Origin of the sequence: Flavobacterium sp. LAR06 (assembly GCF_041946075.1) — a bacterium.
Classification (GTDB): Bacteria; Bacteroidota; Bacteroidia; order Flavobacteriales; family Flavobacteriaceae; genus Flavobacterium.
On sequence record NZ_JAUTYT010000001.1, the window covers coordinates 354,371 to 368,020 of the forward strand.

General features: G+C 34.4%; 14 protein-coding genes. 12 read left to right on the plus strand and 2 right to left on the minus strand.

What is annotated here, in order from left to right; all coding sequences use genetic code 11:
* The first annotated feature begins 123 nt into the window (after positions 1-123).
* Complete coding sequence (locus Q7C23_RS01540; protein ID WP_375030861.1) at positions 124-1,809, plus strand: sodium/sugar symporter; 1,686 nt, start codon at positions 124-126, stop codon at positions 1,807-1,809.
* Between the two features lie 72 nt (positions 1,810-1,881).
* Here Q7C23_RS01540 and Q7C23_RS01545 read toward each other — a convergent pair whose 3' ends face one another.
* Complete coding sequence (locus tag Q7C23_RS01545; RefSeq protein ID WP_375030862.1) at positions 1,882-2,250, minus strand: hypothetical protein; 369 nt, start codon at positions 2,248-2,250, stop codon at positions 1,882-1,884.
* Positions 2,251-3,504, minus strand: a complete 1,254-nt coding sequence (locus Q7C23_RS01550) for an NAD(P)/FAD-dependent oxidoreductase (RefSeq protein WP_375030863.1) — start codon at positions 3,502-3,504, stop codon at positions 2,251-2,253. It abuts the gene before it with no gap.
* A 101-nt stretch (positions 3,505-3,605) separates the two neighbouring features.
* On the opposite strand from Q7C23_RS01550, the gene hutH reads away from it, so the two are divergent.
* From hutH to Q7C23_RS01605, 11 genes are all read left to right on the plus strand, one after another.
* A complete protein-coding gene (hutH, locus tag Q7C23_RS01555; RefSeq protein ID WP_375030864.1) occupies positions 3,606-5,126 on the plus strand; it encodes a histidine ammonia-lyase in 1,521 nt (506 codons plus the stop codon).
* 37 nt (positions 5,127-5,163) lie between these two features.
* Complete coding sequence (locus tag Q7C23_RS01560) at positions 5,164-6,390, plus strand: WG repeat-containing protein (protein ID WP_375030865.1); 1,227 nt, start codon at positions 5,164-5,166, stop codon at positions 6,388-6,390.
* 38 nt (positions 6,391-6,428) lie between these two features.
* Positions 6,429-7,160: a 3-oxoacyl-ACP reductase FabG gene (gene fabG / locus Q7C23_RS01565; protein ID WP_375030866.1), complete on the plus strand. Its 732-nt coding sequence runs from the start codon at positions 6,429-6,431 to the stop codon at positions 7,158-7,160.
* Positions 7,161-7,202: 42 nt separating this feature from the next.
* On the plus strand, positions 7,203-8,438 hold the full coding sequence (locus Q7C23_RS01570) for a beta-ketoacyl-[acyl-carrier-protein] synthase family protein (RefSeq protein ID WP_375030867.1): 1,236 nt from the start codon (positions 7,203-7,205) through the stop codon (positions 8,436-8,438).
* Positions 8,431-8,685 carry an acyl carrier protein gene (locus Q7C23_RS01575; protein WP_072970098.1) on the plus strand — a complete coding sequence of 85 codons (255 nt, stop codon included), beginning with the start codon at positions 8,431-8,433 and terminating at the stop codon, positions 8,683-8,685. The genes Q7C23_RS01570 and Q7C23_RS01575 overlap by 8 nt, the downstream gene beginning before the upstream one ends.
* The gene (locus Q7C23_RS01580) at positions 8,685-9,566 is read left to right on the plus strand and encodes a lipid A biosynthesis acyltransferase (protein WP_375030868.1); all 882 of its coding nucleotides are present in this window, start codon (positions 8,685-8,687) and stop codon (positions 9,564-9,566) included. Before Q7C23_RS01575 ends, Q7C23_RS01580 begins: the two co-directional genes overlap by 1 nt.
* 216 nt (positions 9,567-9,782) lie before the next feature.
* Complete coding sequence (locus Q7C23_RS01585; protein ID WP_375030869.1) at positions 9,783-10,685, plus strand: dialkylrecorsinol condensing enzyme DarA; 903 nt, start codon at positions 9,783-9,785, stop codon at positions 10,683-10,685.
* 16 nt (positions 10,686-10,701) lie between these two features.
* Positions 10,702-11,835, plus strand: a complete 1,134-nt coding sequence (locus Q7C23_RS01590) for a beta-ketoacyl-ACP synthase III (RefSeq protein WP_375030870.1) — start codon at positions 10,702-10,704, stop codon at positions 11,833-11,835.
* The gene (locus tag Q7C23_RS01595; protein ID WP_375030871.1) at positions 11,835-12,266 is read left to right on the plus strand and encodes a hypothetical protein; all 432 of its coding nucleotides are present in this window, start codon (positions 11,835-11,837) and stop codon (positions 12,264-12,266) included. Before Q7C23_RS01590 ends, Q7C23_RS01595 begins: the two co-directional genes overlap by 1 nt.
* An 8-nt stretch (positions 12,267-12,274) precedes the next feature.
* Entirely contained in the window at positions 12,275-12,739 is a 465-nt protein-coding gene (locus Q7C23_RS01600) for an ABC transporter permease (RefSeq protein WP_375030872.1), read from the plus strand.
* Between the two features lie 15 nt (positions 12,740-12,754).
* Positions 12,755-13,645: a hypothetical protein gene (locus Q7C23_RS01605; RefSeq protein ID WP_375030873.1), complete on the plus strand. Its 891-nt coding sequence runs from the start codon at positions 12,755-12,757 to the stop codon at positions 13,643-13,645.
* Positions 13,646-13,650 lie beyond the last annotated feature (5 nt).

Below are 13,650 nucleotides of genomic sequence, written 5' to 3' on the forward strand. Positions count from 1 at the left end.
CAAAAAAATAACATAAATAAAACACATATCTTATTTTTAGTCAGAGAAAACCACAAAAAAGCTGATTTATAATTTATTAAACAAACAATCACCTAAAAACTAATTTTTAAAATACTACTAACAATGAACCAGAACCTTGCTTTCGCAGATTATGCGGTTTTTATTATTTATTTCATCGTCGTTTCCGTCTACGGTTACACAGTTTACAGTAAGCGTAAAAAAGACGAACACGATGCAAAAGCTTACTTTTTGGCTGAAGGAAATTTAACGTGGTGGGCTATTGGAGCTTCGTTAATTGCCTCAAACATTTCAGCTGAACAATTTATCGGAATGAGTGGTGAAGGTTTCTTCCTAGGAATTGCCGTTGCAGCATACGAATGGCTTGCAGCTGTTGCACTTATTATTGTAGCAGTTTGGTTTATTCCTGTATATCTTAAAAATAAGATTTACACTATGCCTCAATTCTTAAAAACACGTTATAACGAATCTACTGCTTTGATTATGGCAGTTTTCTGGTTGTTTTTATATGTATTTGTAAACTTAACATCTATCCTGTATTTAGGAGCAGTAGCTATTAATGGTCTTGCCGGTGGAGAATATCTTCACGTAATCATGGTTGGATTAGCTGTTTTTGCTTTGATCATCTCTTTAGGAGGTATGAAAGTTGTGGCTTATACTGACGTTATTCAGGTTGCGGTTTTAATTATCGGAGGTTTAGTAACTTCATATATTGCTTTGACAACAGTTGGACAATATTTTGGAGTTGGTGAAAATGCAATTGCAGGTTTTAAAGTTTTAATGAGAGAAGCTCCTGAGCATTTCAAAATGATCATTCCAAAACCAACTGCGACTTCATCTCAACTTGAAATCGACAAATATTTAACTTTCCCAGGTTTAATGTCTTATGTTGCCGGTATCTGGATCATCAACTTAAACTACTGGGGATGTAACCAATACATCACACAAAGAGCATTAGGTGCCGACTTGCAAACTGCCCGTACAGGTATTTTATTTGCTGGTATGTTAAAATTATTAATGCCATTAATCGTAATGTTGCCAGGTATCGCGGCTTATGTTTTATACCAAAACGGACATTTACCTCAATTAGTTGGAGGAAAAGACGGAGCTTATTCTGCTGTATTGACATTCTTGCCAACTGGTTTAAAAGGTCTTTCTGTAGCGGCATTGACTGCTGCAATCGTAGCTTCATTAGCCGGAAAAGTAAACAGTATCTCGACTATTTATACTTTAGATATTCATAAAAAATACATCCAAAAAGAAGCGGGTGAAAAACAACAAGTAAACATTGGTAGAATTGCTGTTTTTGCTGCAATGCTTTTAGCGGTATTATTTACATGGAATGATATTTTAGGAATTGGTGGTGTTGGTGGATTCACTTACATTCAAAAGTATACAGGTTTCATTAGCCCTGGTGTATTTGCTATGTTCTTCCTTGGTATGTTCTGGAAAAGAACAACTGGAACGGCTGCAATTGTGGGTGTAATTTTAGGATTTGTATTGTCAGTATTATTCAATGAATATGCTCCAATGTTATTCGGAAACGAAACTTTATTATACACAGCTTATCCTAACGGAAAAGGTGCTTTCGAAATTCCTTTCCACATTTGTATGGGATTATCATTCTTCTTTACCATGTTAGCGATGATTGGAATCAGTTTCGCTGGTCCTAAAGTAAACCCTAAAGCGTTTGAAATAGACGCTGAAATGTTTAAAGTAAAACCACAAACTACAGTTTTAATCGTAATTACATTATTGATTATTGTAGCGTTGTACGTTAAATTCTGGTAGTATTATTTTTTTACTATATTATTTTTTGAAGACAAAAAGAGGATATCAAATTGATATCCTCTTTTTTTTTACTTAGTTTCCTATATCCTCTCGTGTAAATCCAGCTTTTAAAATAATTGTTGTATCTATAATTTGTTTCGAAAAATCAACACATATTTTATTAGGATCTTTAGAAGAATAATCTATTATAAAGAACTTATTAATCTTTTCATTATAATTATCAGGACAGCGACCATAACTATTTCTATACCATTTTTCATTTACACTATACTTGAAAAAACTTTCTGTAGTCTTGGGAAAAGTCTTGCAAAAAGTGAATTTACAAACCGTTTGTTTTTTATTTTCCTGAATTTCTTGCGAATTTAAATGTCCTTTTATAAAAAGAGAAATAAGACCACAAATCATTGCAAGAAGAACTAATTTGCTAATCTTATCTTTCATTTATTCTTTATTTAAATCTTCTTTTTGCATATTCAGTAAATAGGCCATATTCTGGATCACATGATCATGTTTTTTTACAAAAGGATTTTCTTCATTCCAAACGTATCCGGCTAAAACTGCACAAATTTTTTCTTTTACATCTGGATTTTCAGGCTGATGAAAAAACAAGGTCTGAAGGTTTCCGGTGTACCATTCTTTCACATAAGTGGTAAAAACAGCTATTCCTTTTTTCATATAACCCGTAAATTCGGTCTCCCAATCGACTTCAATTCCTTGCGATTCTTTGATGTATAATTTTGCAGCCAGCATTCCGGACTCAGTTGCAAAAGCAACTCCTGATGAGAATACCGGATCTAAGAATTCTGAGCTATTTCCGGTCAGGGCAAAACCATCGCCATACATTCTTTTTACTGCTCTTGAATAATTTTCTAATTTTACGGGTTCAAACAAAAACTCGGTTCCTTTAAATCTTTTGATATAATAATCCGATTTTTGAATGGCATTTCGCAAAGCCTCGGTATTGTCTTTATTTTCTGAAAGTGAATTAATAAAATCCGTCGGACCCACAACACCTAGACTGGTGTTCCCATTCGAAAACGGAATAACCCACAACCAAACTTCTGTTTCCAGAATATCAAATGAAATTTGGGTTCCTTCCTCGCCTTCGGGTCTGTTTATATCTTTTACGTGTGTAAATATCGAAGAGTGCGGATCTAATTTTGACGGCGTATCCAAATCCAAAAGTCTTGGCAATACTCTGCCGTATCCGCTGGAATCAATAATAAATTTAGCATGAATTTCTTTTAAATTTCCGTCTTTGTCTTTTACAATAGTTTTCGAATTTTTCCCTTCAAAAGAAACTTCCAAAACCTCTGATTCAAATTCTAAGTCAATTCCTTTTCGAACAATTTCCTGTGCCATTGTATTGTCAAAATCAGCACGCGGTACCTGCCAGGTCCAATCCCAGCCTTCTCCAAATTTCTGACTGAAATCGAAAACACAAATTTCTTCACCTCTAATAAAACGAGCGCCGAGTTTTTTCTCAAAATTCATCGCATCCAGAGATTCAAAAAGTTCGGCTTCGGCAAAATGATCCATCACTCGCGGAATAAGGCTTTCGCCGACCACAAGCCTTGGGAATTTTGCTTTCTCCACCACTTTTATCTTAATATTATTTTTATGAAGATACGATGCCGAAACGCATCCAGAAGGTCCTGCACCAATCACTAAAACATCAACAAACTCCTTTGTCATAATAAAAATGTTATCGATTATTAACTTACATTTGCCTTCATCAAAATAACTACATTTATTTTGATAAATAAAATTAAATTAGCACAATCAAAACCGATTTGATGAATACAATTAATGAATATTTAAGTTTAGCAGAATTTGAGGCTATCATTTTTGGGAATAATAAAGTTGCGATCAGCGATGTAGTTTTAAATCGAGTAAACGAAAGCTTTAACTTTCTGAAAGAATTTTCAGGAAACAAAGTAATATATGGTGTAAATACTGGTTTTGGACCAATGGCTCAATATAGAATTAAAGAGTCAGACCAAATCCAGCTGCAATATAATTTAATTAGAAGTCACTCTTCAGGAACTGGAAAACCATTAAGTCCGGTTTGTGCAAAAGCGGCAATTTTAGCTCGTTTGAATACGCTTTCATTAGGGAATTCCGGAGTTCATCCTTCTGTTATCCATTTGATGGCTGAATTAATCAACAGAGATATTACACCTCTTATTTTTGAACATGGTGGTGTTGGTGCGAGCGGAGATTTAGTACAATTATCACACTTGGCTTTAGTCTTAATTGGCGAAGGTGAAGTTTTTTATAAAGGAGAAAGAAGACCAACTCCGGAGGTTTTTGAAATTGAAGGTTTAAAACCAATTCAGGTAGAAATTAGAGAAGGCTTGGCTTTGATTAACGGAACTTCGGTTATGACCGGAATTGGCGTTGTCAATGTGCATCATGCCAATAAATTGTTAGACTGGTCTTTAAAATGCTCTTGTGCCATCAACGAATTGGTTCAGGCATATGACGATCATTTCTCTGCAGAATTAAACCAAACCAAACGTCATAAAGGACAGCAGGAAGTAGCGGAAAGAATGAGAAAAAATCTTTCTGACAGTACGCTAATCCGAAAAAGAGAAGACCATTTATATTCTGGAGAAAATACCGAAGAAATCTTCAAAGAAAAGGTTCAGGAATATTATTCTTTAAGATGTGTACCTCAAATTTTAGGTCCGGTTTTAGAAACAATAAATAACGTTGCTTCGATTTTAGAAGACGAATTTAACTCAGCAAACGACAACCCAATTATCGACGTAAAAAACAAACACGTTTATCACGGAGGTAATTTTCATGGCGATTATATTTCGCTTGAAATGGACAAGTTAAAAATCGTTATTACCAAATTAACGATGCTGGCAGAACGTCAATTGAATTATTTACTGAATTCAAAAATCAACGAAATTCTTCCTCCATTCGTGAATTTAGGAACATTAGGATTTAATTTCGGAATGCAGGGTGTTCAGTTTACTGCAACCTCAACAACTGCAGAAAGCCAAATGTTGTCTAACCCAATGTACGTTCACAGTATCCCAAACAATAATGACAATCAGGACATTGTAAGTATGGGAACAAATGCGGCCGTGATTACATCAAAAGTAATTGAAAATGCATTTGAAGTTTTAAGTATCGAAATGATCACCATTGTTCAGGCAATTGATTATTTAAACCAAAAAGATAAAATTTCATCGGTTACCAAAAAATGGTACGACGATGTTCGAAATATAATTCCGGAGTTTAAGGAAGATCAGGTAATGTATCCGTTTGTACAAAAAGTAAAAGATTATCTGATCAACAGTTAAATTTAATTTTCACATTATTAATATTGAACCTTTAATCATGAAAAAAACACTTATTTTTTTATTTGCATGCTGTATTCAATTTGTTAATAGTCAAGAACTGGCTTTAGTTAAGAAAAATTCTAAAATTGGATATATTTCTAAAAACGGAGATTTTAAAATTGAGCCAAAATACAAATCGGCAAAAAGCTTTTCTGAAGGTTTAGCTGCAGCAGAAGAAAATGGAAAATGGGGATTCATAGATACAAAAGGAACTTTTACAATTCCGGCAACTTTTGATGATGCAAAAGATTTTAACAGCGGAATTGCCATTGTCAAAAAAGGTAAAGACTGGGTTTATATTGATACAAAAGGAGAAATTCAAAAAGCACCTGCTTCTGAAAAATTATTTGATTTTAAAGATGGGGTCGCTTTTATCAGACAAAACAATAAAGTGGGATTGATAAATCCAAAAATGACCGTTGTTCTGGAACCTAAATACGATCAGATTAAATCTTTTGAAAATGGTTTCGCCAGAGTTGAAAACAATAAAAAATGGGGGATTATTAATACTTCAGGAAAAGAATTAGTAGAGCCTGCTTATGATGAAATAGGCAATTATTTTAAAAATACAACCTGGGCAAGAAAGGATAAAACGTTCGGACTTGTAAGTGAAGGAAAATTTATTCCGGTTGATGGGGCAGAAAAAATCTGGGATTTTGAAACACAAGACTTGACTTTTGCCAAAAAGAACGGAAAAATTGGATTCATTGACTTAAAGGGTAATTGGGTCATTACTCCAATATATGATAAAGCAAAAGCTTTCTCAAAAAATTTAGCTCCCGTTTGCGTGGGTTCAAAATGGGGATATATCAACCCAAAAGCAGAATTTGTAATTGAACCAACTTACAACGATGCCGAAGTTTTCAGTTCAAACGGCTTGGCTCCTGTAAAAGAAAAAAACTGGGGATTTATCAATGAAACCGGGAAATTAGTAATTCCAACCCAATACGGAATAACAGCAAACGGAATTATTGCCATGTTTGTACAGCAGGATAAAGGATTTATTGGTGGTGTGGCGAGAGTAAAAAATGAAGGAAAATGGGGCTTTCTTAACCCCGACGGAACTGTAGTAAGCAATCAATGGTTTGAAAACGCTGAACTATTTTCTCAAACAGAAAAAAAGGAGACAATTGAAGTTGCCGCTGAAAAACCAAAACAAGAAATAAAACAGGCCAAACCTGCAAACAAAACCGCAGTAAAACCTGCAGCAAAAAAGAAGAAATAACATTTTCTTCAGTAAAAAATAAATTCCATCTATATAATATGAAATGTGTATTAGTAACAGGCGGTTCGAGAGGAATTGGAAGTGCTATTTGTAAAAAACTAGCTGTCGAAGCCAATTATCATATTCTGATTAATTATCATTCGAATAAAACAGCTGCCGAAGCAACACTTCAGGAAATACAAAAATTAGGCGCAACCGGAGAAATTCTGGGTTTTGATGTTTCTAATTTTGAAGAAGTACAAAGTGTTTTAACAAAATGGCAGGAAGCCAATCCTGAAGCATTGGTTGAAGCTATTGTAAATAACGCCGGAATTACAAAAGACGGTCTCTTTATGTGGATGACTCCAGAAGACTGGAACGGAGTGGTGAATACAAGTTTAAACGGATTCTTTAATGTGACGCAGTTTTTTATTCAAAAAATGCTTCGCAATAAATATGGAAGAATAGTAAATATGGTTTCGGTTTCAGGCGTAAAAGGAACGGCTGGACAAACCAATTATTCTGCAGCAAAAGGCGCCATTGTTGCGGCAACAAAAGCATTGGCACAAGAAGTTGCCAAACGTAATATTACAGTAAATGCTGTCGCACCTGGTTTTATAAGAACGGATATGACAAGTCAACTGGATGAAAAGGAATTATTAAAGCTAATTCCGGTGAATCGTTTTGGCGAAGCCGAAGAAGTAGCAGATTTGGTAAGCTTTTTGATCTCTAAAAAATCAAGTTATATTACAGGAGAGATTATCAATATAAACGGAGGTATTTATTCTTAAGAATATTATGTTTGCGAGATTAAAAAAATTACTTTAAAAACGATGAATAAGAGAGTTGTAATTACTGGAATGGGAATTTATTCTTGTATCGGAACTTCTTTAGATGAAGTAAAGGAATCTTTATACAACGGAAAATCTGGTATTCAGTTTGATGCTGATAGAAAAGAATTTGGTTTTCAATCGGCTTTAACGGGCGTTGTTCCAAAGGCAGATTTGAAAAATTTATTGACCCGAAGACAACGCATGAGCATTGGTGAAGAAACCGAGTATGCTTATATGGCAACCATCGAAGCATTGAAAAATGCCAATATCGACGATGCATTTTTTGATGCCCGTGAAGTTGGAATCATGTATGGAAATGACAGTGTTTCTAAGGCCATTATTGATGCTACAGATATCGTTCGTGAGAAAAAAGATACCGCGTTAATAGGATCCGGAGCCATTTTCAAGTCGATGAATTCAACGGTAACGATGAATCTTTCAACGATTTTTAAACTTCGAGGTATCAATTTAACAATAAGTGCAGCTTGCGCGAGCGGCTCACATTCTATCGGACTAGCTTATTTCTTAATAAAAAGCGGATTTCAGGATATCATTATTACAGGTGGAGCACAGGAAATCAACAAATATGCGATGAGCAGTTTTGATGGTTTGGGCGTTTTTTCAAAAAGAGAAAACGAACCTGAACAAGCGTCAAGACCTTTTGATACCGACCGTGATGGATTGATTCCGTCAGGCGGAGGTGCTACTTTGATTCTTGAAAGTTACGAATCAGCCATTGCCAGAGGTGCCAATATTATTGCCGAAGTAGTAGGTTACGGATTCTCTTCAAATGGCGGTCACATCTCGACACCAAATGTCGAAGGCCCGTCTATAGCCATGCAACGAGCGCTTGATGACGCAAAATTAAAAGCAACAGACATCGATTATATTAATGCGCATGCGACTTCAACGCCAGTTGGAGACGGAAATGAAGCCAAAGCGATCTTCGAAGTTTTTGGTGAAAAAAATCCGTATGTAAGTTCCACAAAATCAATGACTGGCCACGAATGCTGGATGGCCGGAGCCAGTGAAGTGATTTATTCTATTTTGATGATGCAGCATGATTTCATCGCGCCAAACATCAATTTGGACAATCCAGATGAAGATGCTTCTAAATTAAATTTGGTCAAAACTACTTTAAACAAAAAATTTGACATATTTTTGTCCAATTCTTTCGGTTTCGGAGGAACCAACTCTGCGTTGGTGGTTAAAAAGTTTAAATTGAACAATGAATAAAGAAGAGATTATAACGAGAATTAATGGTTTTTTGGTTGATGAATTTGAAGTAGATAATGATGAAATTGAACCAGATGCTAATTTAAAAGATACACTTGGGTTGGATAGTTTGGATTATGTTGATTTAGTAGTTTCAATTGAATCTAACTTTGGTGTAAAACTAGTTGAAGCTGATTTTGTTGGGATCGCGACTTTTCAAAATTTTTACGACCTTATTGAAACCAAACTAAAAGCTAAAGCTGTTTAATGAGTCAATGGGATGGCAAATCAAAAGGAACAGTTTTAGGCTATAGAATATTCGTTTTTTTGATACAAAAAGCGGGTGTCAAGTCTGCTTATGTCTTACTTTATTTTGTTGCTTCTTATTATTTTTTATTTCTAAAAAAGAGCAATCGTGCTATTTTTTATTATTTTAAAGAAAGACTCCGCTATTCCAATTTCCAGGCAAAAAAAATGGTTTTCAAAAGTTACTACACTTTTGGACAGACTATCATTGACAAAATTTCGATTTCAGCGGGAATGCGAAACAAATTCACTTATGAATTTGACGGAATAGAAATTCTGAAAAACCTTTTGGCCGAGAAAAAAGGAGGCGTTTTAATCAGCGCACACGTTGGAAATTTTGAAATTGCCGAACACTTTTTGGGTGATATCGATCTTGAATTTCAAATAAATTTAGTTACTACAGATTTAGAACATTCGGCCATTAAAAATTATTTGGAGAGTGTTACCCAAAAACCTACCGTAAAATTCATCATCATCAAGGACGATTTGTCTCATATTTTTGAGATCAACGCGGCGTTGGCGAACAATGAATTGGTTTGTTTTACCGGAGATCGTTATTTTGAAGGAACCAAATCACTTTCTGCAGAAATTCTCGGCAAAGAAGCCAACTTTCCGGCTGGCCCATTTTTAATTGCTTCAAGATTAAAAGTACCTGTTGTTTTTGTCTATGTAATGAAAGAACCCAATCTTCATTATCATTTATACGCCCGAGAAGCCACCGTAAAACATCGCGACGAAAAAGGTTTATTACAGGAATATGTAAAAAGCGTCGAAAGCATTTTGCAAAAATATCCTTTGCAATGGTTCAATTATTTTGATTTCTGGAATGATTTAAAATTCTAAAAAATTCGCCACGAATTTACGAATTTTTTATAAAAAAGATGCTCAAATTCTCAAAGCTGTTAAAAAATAAAATCGTGAATTACTTCGTCTATTCGCTTCGGTCGGGTCATGGCGAAAAATCTCTAACCTATTTCCATTTTAAACGAATTAATAAACAAGAAAATTCGTTTAAATAAATTTACTTATTTTTGTTTGCAACCAAAGTAAGTAAACCTAATGAAAAATGTTCTCGTTATTTTTTATTCTCAATCTGGGCAACTAGAATCGATTGCGCGAAATATTGCAAAACCCTTTTTAAACGCAGAGGAAATAAAGGTAACTTTTCACGAAATTCAATTAGAAAAACCTTTTCCTTTTCCGTGGAATAAAACCACTTTTTTTGATGCTTTTCCGGAATCCTTTTTACAAATTCCGACAGCTTTAAAACCGGTTTCTAAGGAAATTCTGAATACAAAATACGATCTTGTTCTTTTACATTATCAGGTTTGGTATTTATCGCCATCCATCCCGATGAACTCTTTTCTGAAAAGTGCTGAAGCCAAAACCATTCTGAACAACACTCCTGTCATCACCATAAACGGATCCCGAAATATGTGGATTATGGCGCAGGAAAAAATCAAAGTTTTATTGCGTGATGTGAATGCAAAATTGGTTGGAAATGTAGCTTTGGTCGATCGGGTTGGCAATTTAATTAGCGTTATTACTATTGTAAACTGGATGTTTTCCGGAGTAAAGAAAAAATATTTAGGCTTTTTTCCATTGCCAGGCGTTTCGGATAAAGACATACAGGAATCGGATAAATTTGGAGAAGTAATGCTTTCCCAATTTCAAGAAAACAATTTAGACGATTTACAGCCAAAATTAGCAGAAATTGGCGCTGTAAAAATCAGTTCATATTTAGTTACCGTAGATAAAACAGCGAATAAAATTTTCAATAAATGGTCTAATATCATTCATAAAAATCAAAAAAACAGAAAAACACTTCTTAAAATATTTTATGTTTATTTATTCTTAGCTATATGGCTAATCTCGCCAATAGTCTATATATTGCATCTTATTACCTATCCATTTAAGTTCAAAAAAATAAAAAAGGAAACTCAATATTATCAGGGAGTTTAGAAGAGGAAATTAAATTATGTTTGACGTATATATTACCAAAGCCGCAAAATATTTACCCAACGAAGCTGTTTCAAATGATGAAATGGAAAACTATTTGGGACTTATAAATGATACTGCCTCAAAGGCAAGACGTATTATTTTGCGTAATAATAAAATTACAAGCCGCTATTACGCTGTCGACAAAGAAGGTAAAAGCACACACAGCAATGCCGAATTGACCCGTAATGCCGTTGTGCAATTATTTGATGAAAAATTCTCAGATCAGGATGTAGAAGTACTTTCCTGCGGAACTTCATCGCCTGATCTTTTTGCGCCTTCACATGCGGCAATGGTTCACGGTTTGCTGAAAAATAAATCGGTTGAATTGAATTCTTCAACCGGAATCTGCTGTTCTGGAATGAATGCCCTGAAATATGGCTTTCTTTCAGTTCGATCTGGAAATTCTAAAAATGCTATTTGTACAGGATCTGAAAAAGTTTCAACCTGGCTTTCGGCACAAAAATACAATCACGAAATCATCAACCTAAAAAATCTAGAAGCTCAGCCCATTATCGCTTTCAAAAAAGATTTTTTACGTTGGATGTTATCTGACGGAGCTGGTGCTTTTTTATTAGAAAATAAACCAACCGGAAACATTTCGCTAAAAATTGAATGGATGGAATCGTATTCCTATGCTTTCGAATTAGAAGCTTGTATGTACGCGGGAGGAGATAAATTAGAAAACGGCGAAATTAAACCGTGGAGCGATTACAAACCAGATGAATGGCTAAACGAATCTGTTTTCGCTGTAAAGCAGGATGTGAAATTATTGGATGAATTCATCTTGCCAAAAGGCGTTGAAAGTATGAGCGATGCCATGACAAAGCACAACGTTACAGCAGAAGATGTTGATTATTTTTTACCTCACGTTTCGTCTCACTTTTTTGTGGAAGGATTAAGAAATGGCTTATACGAAAAAGGAATTGTAATTGCCGATGAAAAATGGTTTATGAACCTTTTGAGAGTTGGAAATGTGGGATCGGCATCGATTTATATTGCTGTTGAAGAATTAATGAACTCCGGTAAATTAAAAAAAGGAGACCGTATTTTATTGTCTGTTCCTGAAAGTGGAAGATTCTCTTTTGCGTATGCGTATTTAACCGTTTGCTAATGGAAACTACTATACTTTTAGAAAAAGAAGCTGTTGGAAATTTATTACCGCAGAAGTTTCCTTTTGTAATGGTAGATCGTATGTTTTCTTATTCTGAAACTTCATTGGTTGCAGGATTGAAAATTGAAAATGATAATATTTTTGTAGAAGAAAATACTTTTCTCGAAGCAGGTTTAATCGAACATATGGCGCAGTCTGTGGCCTTACATACCGGTTATCAGTTTTTTTTGAAAAACGAAATTGCACCAACAGGCTACATCGGTTCGATTAAAGATATCGAAATTAAAAAGCTTCCACAAATCAACGATACGATTCAATCGACCATAACAATTTTACAGGAATTTGGCGGAATCACTTTGGTTGACATTGTGACTTTTTTGAATAATGAAGAAATTGCAAGCGGACAAATGAAAACCGTTTTAGCCAAATAAAACGAACTATGAAAGTGGGAGTTGACATTCAAAATTACTTACCTCATCGCGCTCCGATGCTGATGGTCGATTTGATTTTAGATATCGATACCAACTTCGTAGAAACCATATTTTTGATCAAAGAAGACAATATTTTTGTCGACAAAAACATTTTTACAGAAGCCGGTTTAATCGAAAATACAGCCCAGACTTGTTCGTCAATCGTCGGCAAAAAGTATTTTTTTGATGAAGATGGCACAGAAAATGAGAATGTTAACGTTATAGGTTTTATCAGCGCCTTAAAAAATGTAAAAATTCATTCGCTTCCAAAAGTTAATGACACGATTACGACCAAAGCAACTTTGGTTTCTAAATTTGTTGGCGACGACTATACTTTATGCACCATGAGCTGTCAAAGCTTACTTGAAGACCAACTACTTTTAGAATGCGAAATCAATTTGTTTATTCAAAAAACCATTTCTGCGGTAGAATAATTTATTCGATGAAAAATGAAAAAAATCACTTCTTTATTACTGCTTTTTTTATCAGCAATTGTCTATTGTCAAAATGATGATTTTGCACAAAGATTAAAAGCAATACATAATCAAAGTGCTACTTATTATAATATTGACGGAGTTGATTTTTCAAGTCAGACTTATAATTATGATTTTTCTGAAAAATCACTAAAAAAGATTTATAAAAAATTCGACATAAAAGACAGCGATTTAAAAACCAAAGACGAATCTCTTTCCAACAACAATTTACATGTCGTAAAAGCACAAAATATTACCGAAAATTTAGTTCAGACATACTCCTACTATTTTATAGAAGACAATAATAAAACCATTACAATCATTTGGTTTGGTTACTTCAATAAGCCTGAAGAAGATTTCGAAAAGCAATATGTAAACCGAATTTTAAAGAACGAAATTCCTGAAGATGTTTTTGAATCGATGACCATTGATTCCATTGGTTTTGTCGGAAGAAAAATCAAATTGGGGAATAATTGCGCGTGGACAAATGTTAATACTGTTCAATGTCCTTACAATGGAGAAATGAATTGGTCTGTTCATAAAAATATTAAAAGCGCTAAAACTGCTGTTGAAAATCAATTCAACGTAACGAAAAGCAAAAGCGGTATTAAAGTTATTTCAGAAGAACAAACTGCTGTTGTATTTGAAGGAACCGAGACGACTGCCAAAAAAGTGATTTTTGATTTTACAGGAATGAAATCATTATTGGCTGGAATCTCTGGCGGAAAAACTTTAACCGTTTATTACGTTGCAGAAAAAGTAAGAAACAATTATGTAAGCTGTGTTATGAGCTATTGGAACAATGATAACTTAACCAAAAGCGGATTAGCACCCTTATTAGAAGAAATAATGCATCTTAAAATTTAACCGTC

Bases quoted from the DNA above. Each gene is read 5' to 3' on its own strand.
- Q7C23_RS01540 (WP_375030861.1), top strand. From the start codon at position 124: ATGAACCAGAACCTTGCTTTCGCAGATTATGCGGTTTTTATTATTTAT.
- Q7C23_RS01545 (WP_375030862.1), bottom strand. From the start codon at position 2,250: ATGAAAGATAAGATTAGCAAATTAGTTCTTCTTGCAATGATTTGTGGT.
- Q7C23_RS01550 (WP_375030863.1), bottom strand. From the start codon at position 3,504: ATGACAAAGGAGTTTGTTGATGTTTTAGTGATTGGTGCAGGACCTTCT.
- hutH (WP_375030864.1), top strand. From the start codon at position 3,606: ATGAATACAATTAATGAATATTTAAGTTTAGCAGAATTTGAGGCTATC.
- Q7C23_RS01560 (WP_375030865.1), top strand. From the start codon at position 5,164: ATGAAAAAAACACTTATTTTTTTATTTGCATGCTGTATTCAATTTGTT.
- fabG (WP_375030866.1), top strand. From the start codon at position 6,429: ATGAAATGTGTATTAGTAACAGGCGGTTCGAGAGGAATTGGAAGTGCT.
- Q7C23_RS01570 (WP_375030867.1), top strand. From the start codon at position 7,203: ATGAATAAGAGAGTTGTAATTACTGGAATGGGAATTTATTCTTGTATC.
- Q7C23_RS01575 (WP_072970098.1), top strand. From the start codon at position 8,431: ATGAATAAAGAAGAGATTATAACGAGAATTAATGGTTTTTTGGTTGAT.
- Q7C23_RS01580 (WP_375030868.1), top strand. From the start codon at position 8,685: ATGAGTCAATGGGATGGCAAATCAAAAGGAACAGTTTTAGGCTATAGA.
- Q7C23_RS01585 (WP_375030869.1), top strand. From the start codon at position 9,783: ATGAAAAATGTTCTCGTTATTTTTTATTCTCAATCTGGGCAACTAGAA.
- Q7C23_RS01590 (WP_375030870.1), top strand. From the start codon at position 10,702: ATGTTTGACGTATATATTACCAAAGCCGCAAAATATTTACCCAACGAA.
- Q7C23_RS01595 (WP_375030871.1), top strand. From the start codon at position 11,835: ATGGAAACTACTATACTTTTAGAAAAAGAAGCTGTTGGAAATTTATTA.
- Q7C23_RS01600 (WP_375030872.1), top strand. From the start codon at position 12,275: ATGAAAGTGGGAGTTGACATTCAAAATTACTTACCTCATCGCGCTCCG.
- Q7C23_RS01605 (WP_375030873.1), top strand. From the start codon at position 12,755: ATGAAAAAAATCACTTCTTTATTACTGCTTTTTTTATCAGCAATTGTC.